Annotated in this window: 8 protein-coding genes; all 8 read left to right on the top strand. The window is 47.9% G+C overall.

The genetic code is table 11. From position 1 onward, the window contains the following. The coding region (locus tag LQ567_RS24515; RefSeq protein ID WP_231008556.1) for a hypothetical protein at positions 1-398 on the top strand (398 nt) is incomplete at its 5' end. Next, positions 388-1,251, top strand: a complete 864-nt coding sequence (locus LQ567_RS24510; RefSeq protein WP_231008555.1) for a hypothetical protein — start codon at positions 388-390, stop codon at positions 1,249-1,251. The genes LQ567_RS24515 and LQ567_RS24510, both read left to right, overlap by 11 nt. Then, complete coding sequence (locus LQ567_RS24505) at positions 1,248-1,631, top strand: DUF4280 domain-containing protein (protein ID WP_231008554.1); 384 nt, start codon at positions 1,248-1,250, stop codon at positions 1,629-1,631. Before LQ567_RS24510 ends, LQ567_RS24505 begins: the two co-directional genes overlap by 4 nt. Positions 1,632-1,640: 9 nt before the next feature. Next, positions 1,641-3,698 (top strand): alpha/beta hydrolase, encoded by a 2,058-nt coding sequence (locus LQ567_RS24500; RefSeq protein ID WP_231008553.1) that lies wholly within the window; start codon positions 1,641-1,643, stop codon positions 3,696-3,698. Positions 3,699-4,230: 532 nt separating this feature from the next. Then, positions 4,231-4,701: a hypothetical protein gene (locus LQ567_RS24495; RefSeq protein WP_231008552.1), complete on the top strand. Its 471-nt coding sequence runs from the start codon at positions 4,231-4,233 to the stop codon at positions 4,699-4,701. Positions 4,702-4,951: 250 nt separating this feature from the next. Next, positions 4,952-5,668, top strand: coding sequence for an RNA polymerase sigma-70 factor (locus LQ567_RS24490; protein WP_231008551.1), 717 nt, complete (start codon positions 4,952-4,954; stop codon positions 5,666-5,668). Continuing rightward, positions 5,622-6,551, top strand: coding sequence for a FecR family protein (locus LQ567_RS24485; RefSeq protein WP_317206850.1), 930 nt, complete (start codon positions 5,622-5,624; stop codon positions 6,549-6,551). The genes LQ567_RS24490 and LQ567_RS24485 overlap by 47 nt, the downstream gene beginning before the upstream one ends. Before the next feature lie 25 nt (positions 6,552-6,576). Next, positions 6,577-9,930 (top strand): SusC/RagA family TonB-linked outer membrane protein, encoded by a 3,354-nt coding sequence (locus LQ567_RS24480; protein WP_231008550.1) that lies wholly within the window; start codon positions 6,577-6,579, stop codon positions 9,928-9,930. Positions 9,931-9,937 lie beyond the last annotated feature (7 nt).

The following is a 9,937-nucleotide window of genomic DNA, read 5'->3' as shown; positions in this document are numbered from 1 at the left end:
CGGGCTCGGGTACACATATCATCATCCGGGATCCCGGGGGCAATGAGATCTACCTGGATACTTCGGGCAAGAACATCACCATCACCGCTCCGGAAACCATGACCTTTAATGCAAAGAATCTACGGATGCATATCCGGGAACATATGAACGTAGAAGTGGGGGAAGATATGGTTACCACCATCGGAAGAGATCAACATGAAAACATCGGGAAACGGAGTATAAAAAAATCGGCCAGCACGGAAGAATGGGTTACGGGAAACCGGAAAGTACAGGTGGGTAAAAAAATCGAGACGATCGGAAGCGAAGTCCTGCTGCACAGCAGCAGTGGAAAAATGCTGATTGATGCCACGGATAAATTAACCCTGCAAAGCAAAAACCGGATTAACTATGGAGAATAATAACGAAGACAAAAGGCCCGCCTGCAACATACGAATAGCACCCAAAGAAGGTAAAAGGCGGTATGAACTAAGGATCGGATCCATGTTGCAAACGCCATCTCTAACTGAACAGGCCGATATTGATATGGAGGTAACACTTTGTTGTTCCCTCGGACATGCAGAAGGGGTCGTGTACACCATCTGTTTTTCACGCCCGCGGTTCAACGGCATGGCAGAGTACAACAAAGAACAGTGGATCTATACAAAAATCTTTGATATACACCGGAACCTCGTACTTCGGGTTGATAAAGCAGGCCGGATAAAAGAGGTGCTGAACCGTGAAGCGATCCTGGAAGCCTGGATGAAAGTCAGGCGCGACCTGTCGGCCAGTGCCTTTGGACGGGATACCGGACTGCTTCATAAGATCGCAGCATTTGAAGCAAAATTAAGAACCGACCTGGAAGCGGTGTACCGGCATGACCTTTTCTTTCAATGGTTATGCAATGATATGTATGGTACCTATAAAAATGCGGGAGCATCCAGGACAACCGGAAAGCAGATCGGGGGCTTCATCGGCGCAACGGATATCACCATAGCGGAAGAAAAGCAGGTATTGCTGGCGGAGGAAAACAAGATACTGATCGAGGTGAGCGGCTCCCTGGTATCCGGGGAAACAGATCTCAATAAACTGAATCATGCGCTCTTTTTACAGGTGGGCGCAACCGGGTCACAGGAGCTTCTGTTTTCTTATTCCGGGCATTACCTGTTTGCAGACCGGTCTGGCTTTTTTGATCAGACCACCTTATCGGTGGGCGCCGTCGTCGACCGTATTTATAACCGCAGATTGATTTACTCTTTAAATGCTATTATATGAAGAACCGTAATTATGTTGTTGACGGCGGCATGGTAACATGCAGTCTGGGCACTGCAACCGGAAGGATCCAGGTTACGTCCCAGCAAAAAATATACATCGGGGGAAAACTGAAGGTGACGAACCAGGACACCAGCCTGATCCTTCCCTGCGGTACCTGCAACCGCAGCAGTCCGTCGCCGCCCTGTACGCCACAACTGCAGCGCTGGAAAAATGCCAGTAAAAAAACAACCATCGGGAACAAAAAATTTGTAATGGATGATTCCTATACACAATGCCGTTTTGGAGGAATTCTTACCATTCAGCAGCATGCACAGGAAGCTACGGTATCCTTAACGGCCTTCATCGCCGGATCTCTTCCGGGACTTTCGGGAATGTATTAAACAACAGCCATGGGTAAGGTCGTTCGAACTTCAGCAAACAGGATCCCGGTATTTCCGGCACCACCAGCTAACGCTACAGGTGTTGAGCGTCCGGCGGTTGCAGATCATACTTATCATTACAGTCCGGTGAAAAGCCTTGTATCCACCGGGCAGGAACCGTTTGATAAAGAAGCGGCCCCTATGTTTCAGGGCTATATCCTTTTTTGCAACGGATACCTGAGCGATCCGGTAAAAAATATCGGAGCCAACATCAATGCTATTATGGACACGAATCCCGATCGGGACCAATGGTATGTATTCAAAGGCGCCAATGCCGATGAACAGAACGCCGCCAGTAACGAAGATGTTTTTACACCAGGGGAACTGGATGCCCGCATCCCGCCTGCGCAACGGCAGGACCCAAGGCAGGCAGACCGGATCCTGCAACAGCAGAAGGGTGGATTTACCAGGCAAAATATGGGGGAAGCCTTGCTTAAGAGAGCACCCAGTCCTGTTTTTTCATACGGGCAGGCGGAATGGTCATGGGGATACTGGAATAAAAAATCCAACCAGTACAACGGCTCCAATACCTATGCCAGCTATTTTAACGCCCAGGGAAATGAATATTTTATCAATGGTTCCCATGGTCTGGGTTCGGATGCGGCACATCGTATTGATCATGGGATTGTACTGGGATATCGCTGGGCAGCCACTTCGTGGGGCATCCTGGACCGGAAAAGCTTCGATGCGATCCGGGATGAAACATTGAAAGCATTTTTAAAAAGCTATACACCTGCTTATCGTCCCGTAACCATTGTAGGCCACAGCCAGGGCAGTGCCTGTGCAGCAGGCGTGGTACTGGGCATTCTCAATTATGCCAGTCGACAGGGATGGGCGCAGATACCCGTGAATATCATATTCCTGGGATCGCATCAGCCGGTAAGCCTCACAGGAACCGAATACCAGAACCTGTTATGGTGGAAGAAGCGATACCTGCAGGTGGATAAATCAGTGTTTGCGTTTTTAAAGAAGGATCCGTCAAAAAATACCACCTCCTACATTAACGGCCTGGCCGATCTGTTTAATGAAACCTATAATAAGCTGCAGCATGAGGAAGGAATTTATGAACATCTGAAAAAAATAACCGGCGACTGGGACGCATACAAAAGCAGGGCGGTGCAGTTTGATTTTACCAATGACCGGGGAGACCCGGTAACCCGCTGTGGAGATATACCGGGGGTAGACAGCGCATGTGATCCGCAAGGTGACTGGAGCCTGCTTAGTTTTGAAGTATATCCCAACAGAACCGACCTGGAGCATACGGTATCCGATATCGGTAGCAAAAAACGCATCCCGGTGTATGACGCCGGCGCAGTACAACTGGGCGATCTCTTCCTGCCTTCTTTTATTGCGAACCGGCGTATTGAATTTAACGATTGGGAAGAGCAGGTGTGGACGGATTACGAAACATTGGCAAAGGACTATGCGCGATCGTTTTTGCGCTACAACCGGTTAAAACAATACTATCATGAAAAATACGGAGCAGTCTTTGATCCTTACAGCGGGAGCACGGCCGTTGCCTCACTGGATGCCACGGTGCATGGGCTCTATGCTGAAAAGCTGGAATGGGTTACCACTCCATTAAGCCGGTTGTATCAACGTTTCTTTGCACCGGCGGCCGATGTACCCAGGGAAGAAGTACAATGGATGATCGGTTATCATTATATCGTGGCCTTGCTGGAATATGCGGCCTTGCAGGAAGCGGACCTCTATGCCCATTTCAGCCCTGTGCCCCTGCTTACCAATAAAAAGATCCTGGACGACTGGAAGTATGAGCGGGACACTATTGGTATAACTACAAATATCTGGGAGCGGATATTGAAGGTAGGTGGGAAAAGGTTTTATAGAATAGAAAAAGAAAATAAACAAAGCGATAAATGGAATCGGTATTTATATAAGGAGATCGATTTTGAAGCCGATCGGGAAGCAATTGATTCGTTAGCTGAGGAGACCGGAAAATTTATCTCGACATCGGTTGGATATACTGAATATATAAGAGGCATTATAAAGCAATATAACGAGCAATAATATGGCGAAAATAAAAATGTTCATACTATTACCTCTGGTAACTATACTATTAACTTCATGTTTTAAAAAAAAAAGAATCATGCATCCTTTTAGATATAACTTGGCTACATCGCCTGGTACTAGAAACTATGAAGTAAAAATGTTTACAGAAGACAGCCAAAGTGCATACTGGAAATTTTTATACGACACGATTCAAAATATTGTGGTATTACACGCTTTCAAATTTTACAAGATTAGTAATAATGGGAACATTATTGATACTTTTTGTTCTGAATCAATGGGAGTGTATGATAATGGTATTATAAGGATGAATGGGGCCTTTAGTGAGTGGTTAATAAATGGCGATAGATCTTTTGTAAAGCTGCGGTATATTCCATCTCCCCAGGGCGATAGATCTTTCGAAGTTCTGGATAAGGACTATCAAAATGCTCAATACTACATAATGTCATCTGGGGGGAATCCTTTTTTTAAAATTGAAGACAAGTGGATCACTTATGGACCACCTTTCGACAGAAGTCTAAGTCAATTTTTTATGTCCAAAGAAATCGATCGAAAATACCCGCTTAAACCCTCTAACCGCTTTATTCCTATGCAGGAGATTGGACCCGATTTTGGCGTAGCGCCGGAAAAGCGGGATACCAGCCTGTTGAAATGCCTGGGCTATGCGGTGGTAGACCGGGAAGAAGAAGACTGGGGCCTGATCAAACACCATTACTCCGCCGGTTTTTATAATATGGAACTCTACCTGCCCGGCGGAGATACGCTCCGGTTCCGGCATTTTGGGGCACTGGGTATCAACCTGGAACTGTTCCGGGTACCCAGGGCATACGGCGGAAGAGATGATGTGTTTTTTATCGCACAGGAGCCCAATGCGCTTTATCCGGATCTTTCCACCGGCGGCGTATATGTGGTACGTCCGCGGCACCTGCCACCGGAGCCGCAGGCAAAACCAAGCCGCCTGGGTGCCCTGCTACAGCCTACTTCGAAGCAGGCAGCGCGGTGACGGATCAATGGGATCTGTTATTAGGAGATGCCGGCCTGTCGGCCAATGAGCATTGTTAACAGCGGATCCGCTGCCGGCTGATAAGTGGTTGTTTATATATAATTATATTTTAATTCTGACGGGTTGCCAAACGCTCCGATTTGTATAAGATGCCGGGTATTGACCGGCTGTTCTAAAATATTTTATCCGGATATGGGTGATAATCGTTTAATAAATATCTTTATCGGGGTTCTGGTAGCAGTCCGGGAAGATGTCTCTAACGTCCAATGCCATATCAAATGATTTTGAAGACCTGTTTAAGAAATGGAGCAGGCAGGTATATGCATATGCCTGGGAATTTACAAAATCTGCATACTTAGCCGAGGAAACGGTGCAGCGTGTTTTTTTAAAATTGTGGAAGAACCTTCGTTCAGGAAAAACCGATATCCCTGCAGAAGCACAGATCCGTTGTATCAGCAGGTCGGTGATCATTGATCTGCTGCGCGAACAAAGCCGGCGGAATAACCTGCAAACCATGGTACCCGGTGGAGCTGCTGTAACCAATGCTACAGAAGAATCCTTTAATGCCAAAGAACTGCTGGTACGGATTGAAGCCCAGGTGGCTGCAATGCCCGAAATGCGCAGAAAGGTTTTTACCATGAGCCGGTTTGAAGAACTCTCGCACAGGGAGATCGCCGAGCGGCTTTCCCTTTCCGTTAAAACCGTGGAAAACCACATATCGATAGCCCTGAAAACATTAAGAAAGACGCTTACCGCTTTTTTAATTATTTTTTTCACCGGATTAGGGGATAAGCAACTTCCATTCGTATTTTATGGGAATGGAAGTTTCAAAAGACCTGTTACAACGCTTTTTTGCGGGGAGCTGTACCCCCGGGGAGCAACGTTTGGTCCGGCAATTGCTGCGCAGGGATCCGGAAAAGATGACCGCCTTGCTGGATGCGTTCCGGTGGGAGGAAGCGGAGCCTGATACAGCGGCACCTGGCTATAACGACAAGCAGTTATATGCTTCATTACTGCAGCAAATAAACCATTATGAGCGCCGGCGGCGCAATACCCGGTACCTGCTATACGGTGCCGCCGCTGCGGCAATGATCGGTGTGGTATTTCTTACATGGCTCGTTACCGGCCCTGAACCGGCTGTGAAACCTATGCTGGCGCAAAAGCAACCGCAGGCCGCTCACCCTTCTCAAATGCGGTACTATAGTAACACCAGTAAGGATGTGCTGCCTATAAAAGCGGCAGATGGTTCTGAAATCCGGCTATATCCCGGCTCCGAGATCCGTTTCCCCGAAAACTTCAGGGGGCGGAACAGCCGCGATTTCTGGCTAAAAGGCAAAGCACAGTTTACCGTGGCTAAAAATAAAGCCCTGCCGTTTAATGTATACTCAAAAAACCTGGTCACTACCGCGCTGGGCACGGTGTTTATCGTGGATGAATTGTCGGGCAGCACCCGCACCAGGATCCGGTTACTGGAGGGGAAAATTAAAATTACAGGCGGTGAAAAAGAAATCGAAAAGCCGGTACACCTGGAGCTGACACCCAACAGGGAGATAGAGATCAATCCGGTTAGCCTGCAGATTGTATCGGAGTCGAAAGACCGTCAGACGGATTTTGACCGCGGGGAATCTTTCCGCGACGATGGTACCACCCTTACGTTTAAAAATATGGCCCTGGAGAAGGTGGTGCAGATCTTGGAAAATAATTATCATTTACGATTGCAGGTACCGGCGGGCCAACTGGCAAACCGCTTTTACAGCGGATCTTTTAAAAAGTCGGACCGGGTTTATGAAGATATGATCCGGGAGATAAATTATTTACACAAAATAAATATCCAGATATCTAAACAATAAAATCCATCAATTGAAATTTCGAGTTATGAGAAAATTATCAGCATGGGAGCGGCTATTGCAGCCCATATTACTGTTTAAGGCAAACGACAGCTGGCTTCCCGTTGTAGCACGTATTTCCGGAGTATTGCTGCTTCTGTGTATCAATTTTGCGTTGTTTGCCCAAAACACAGCAATCATTAACGGTGTAGTAAGAGATGAAGCAAATCAGCCGTTACAGGGTGTTACCGTTGTGTTGTCGAATGGTGCCAATGGTTTTAATAAGACCACCGCAACAGATGCCGGCGGTAATTTTTTAATTACAGCCGTTCCGCAGGGTACCGGGTATAGCATCAACTTCAGTTCCGTAGGATTTAAACCCAAGCAACTCACTGGTTACAACGTAGCGGCAAATGACCGGCTGGCGCTTACCGTATCGTTGGAAACTGAAAGGGCCCAGCTGAGTGAGGTAGTGGTAACCGCCCTGGGCATTAAGCGGGAAAAGCGGGCCCTGGGATACACCGTGGCAGAGTTAAAAGGAGATGAACTGACCCAGGGAAAAGAAGCCAATGTGTCCAATGCGTTATCGGGTAAGGTATCGGGGGTTCAGGTTTCCCGGGCTGCATCCGGGGCGGGTGGTTCTGCTAAAGTGGTCATTCGCGGTAATAATTCGCTTATTGGTAACAGTCAGCCCCTGTATGTAGTGGATGGAGTGCCGATCGACAATCAGAATATCGGAGCTGCCAGCCAAACGGGTGGAACCGATTATGGTGATGGCATCGGGAACATTAACCCGGATGATATCGAAACTATGTCGGTACTGAAAGGGCCCAATGCCGCTGCACTGTATGGCCAGCGGGGAAGCAATGGGGTTATTTTAATTACCACGAAATCCGGCAAGGCGGGCAAGATCAATGTAAACTATAATGTTGACTATTCTGTAGGCAATGCCCTGGTATTACCCGATTTTCAGAACGAATATGCGCAGGGGCTCAATGGTGATTTTACCCATTTCCGGAAGTCGGATGGCACCATCGTTTCCATGGCCGATGCCCGGGCAAATAATTACCAGGGCATACCCAAAATGAGCGCCGGGCGCGACCGGACCACCCGCGCCTCCTGGGGCGCAAGAATGGACGGGCAGACGTATGAAGATCAATACGGCCATGTGCTTCAGCTGACACCGGAGCCCGATACCTATGGCAGTTTTTTCCAACCGGAAAAGCAACTGGTCAATAACCTGAGCGTTGATGGCGGCAGCGAGAAGATCAACTACCGGTTTTCCTATGCCAATACCAATGTGAACGGATACATTCCAACCAATGATCTCAACCGGAATAATTTTGGACTCAGAACACAGGCCAAGCTTTGGCCGGGGGTAACCCTTGATGGTAAAGTAAATTATATCATGCAGAAAGCCCAGAACCGTCCCACGCTTTCAGATGCTGCAGATAACCCCGCTTATCTGTTGATCAGTCAACCAAGAAGCCTGGGTAATTCCATTATGTCTAATTATAAATGGACCGATGAAGAAGTGGCAAAACAACTTGGGTTTTCGGGTGTGTATGCCGGGTTGGAAAAAACCTATGCCACCAACAGTTCTACGGGGAACCCCTTTTGGACCATCAATGAAAATCATAACGAAGACCGCAGGGATCGCATCATCGGTATGTTAAGACTAACGTATGAAGTATTGCCCTGGCTAAAATTAATGGCAACCGGTGGAACAGATTTTTATACCGATCAGCGTTTCCGTTACCGGCCCATCAATACCTACCAGAGCCTGAATAAAAAAGGAGATATGCGGGAGGAGGTGATCCGCGTGCGCGAAAACAATTTCGACTTCCTGGCCAGCTCCAGTTTTTCGTTGGGAAAAGATATGAACCTGGGCGTAAACCTGGGAGGGAGTCATCAGAGCCGTTACCTGCGGCTTACCGGCAATACCGGTAGCACGTTTATCGTACCCAATCTGTATGTGATCAACAACACCTCGGTTAATTCCTATCTATTCGATTTAAGCCAATCCCAGATCAATTCGGCCTATATGTCGGGTCAGTTCGGATTCCGAAATTACTGGTTTATTGATTTCTCTGCGCGCAACGACTGGTCCTCTACGTTGTCCAAAGACAATAATTCCTTTTTCTATCCCTCCATCAGCTCCAGTTTGATTTTATCAGACCTGGCAAATATTAAATCGGATGCACTCTCCTATATAAAACTAAGAGCTTCGTGGGCACAGGCCGGCAGCTCGGGCAACCCGTATCAGTTAACGGGTACATATAGCCTCAACCAGTATACACACGGGGGCGTACCCATGGCATCTTATACGGATGTGATCCCGGATCCGAACCTGAAGAATGAGCTGACCACTTCCATTGAAGCAGGTGCCGATCTTCGGTTTCTCAAAAACAGGCTGGGATTGTCCTTTACTTATTATCAGGCCAGCACAAAAAACCAGATCCTGGATGTTCCCATTGCGCCTTCCAGTTTGTATACAAAGAACCGGATCAACGCCGGGGAGATCAGCAATAGGGGCATCGAATTTGTGTTAACCGCAACGCCGGTTCGCAGTGCTTCCGGGTTTGAATGGAATACGGTCTTTAATTTCAACCGGAATCAGAATAAAGTGGAATCGCTGTATCCCGGTGTGGAAACCTTCTTATTGGCAACGGACCGCGGCATTAATGTGGTAGCAGAAGTTGGCAAACCATTCGGACAACTGATCGGCACACAGTTTGCCTGGATCAGGGATGCCGACGGCAATCGTTTGATTGACCCGGCAACCGGATTACCGCTGCGCACCAGCGGCCGTGTAGAAACGGAACTGGGCAATGCACAGCCCGATTGGCTGGGCGGGTTTGGCAACACCTGGAAGTACAGGAGCTTTAGCCTTTATGCGCTGGTAGACATCCGCCAGGGCGGCGTTATCTTTTCGCAGTCGAACCGGGAAGAGATCATTTACGGGGTTACCAATAAAACTGTTCCGGGAAGAGATGGATCTTATATCGCGGATGGATATATTGCCACAAAAGACGGTAATGGAGCTTGGGTAAGCAGCGGACAAAAAAATAATATTCCTGTAAAGGCGCAGGATTACTGGAACATGGTGGCCAGCGATAAGGAGGTAATGGTGTCGGAAGAGATGATCAACGATATGAGTTATGTGGCGATGCGGGAGATCAGCCTTGCATACCAGTTACCCAAAAACTGGTTGCCCACCGGGGTGATCAAATCGGCAAAGCTGGGCGTTTACGGCCGCAACCTGTTTTACTTTCAACGGAAGACGGATGGTTTTTCTCCGGAAACCGCCGCCTTTAACGTAAACAATTCCTCCATTGGTATTGAATCCACCTCACTGCCGATGATGCGCAATCTTGGTATCAACTTATCCCTTGCATTTTAAATTCTGA

The sequence above is a fragment of the Niabella pedocola genome (assembly GCF_021044425.1).
Lineage (GTDB): Bacteria > Bacteroidota > Bacteroidia > Chitinophagales > Chitinophagaceae > Niabella > Niabella pedocola.
This window is presented reverse-complemented; position numbering and strand designations above follow the sequence as displayed.

Coding starts and splice junctions, on each gene's coding strand:
- LQ567_RS24510 (WP_231008555.1), top strand. CDS start 388: ATGGAGAATAATAACGAAGACAAAAGGCCCGCCTGCAACATACGAATA.
- LQ567_RS24505 (WP_231008554.1), top strand. CDS start 1,248: ATGAAGAACCGTAATTATGTTGTTGACGGCGGCATGGTAACATGCAGT.
- LQ567_RS24500 (WP_231008553.1), top strand. CDS start 1,641: ATGGGTAAGGTCGTTCGAACTTCAGCAAACAGGATCCCGGTATTTCCG.
- LQ567_RS24495 (WP_231008552.1), top strand. CDS start 4,231: ATGTCCAAAGAAATCGATCGAAAATACCCGCTTAAACCCTCTAACCGC.
- LQ567_RS24490 (WP_231008551.1), top strand. CDS start 4,952: ATGTCTCTAACGTCCAATGCCATATCAAATGATTTTGAAGACCTGTTT.
- LQ567_RS24485 (WP_317206850.1), top strand. CDS start 5,622: ATGACCGCCTTGCTGGATGCGTTCCGGTGGGAGGAAGCGGAGCCTGAT.
- LQ567_RS24480 (WP_231008550.1), top strand. CDS start 6,577: ATGAGAAAATTATCAGCATGGGAGCGGCTATTGCAGCCCATATTACTG.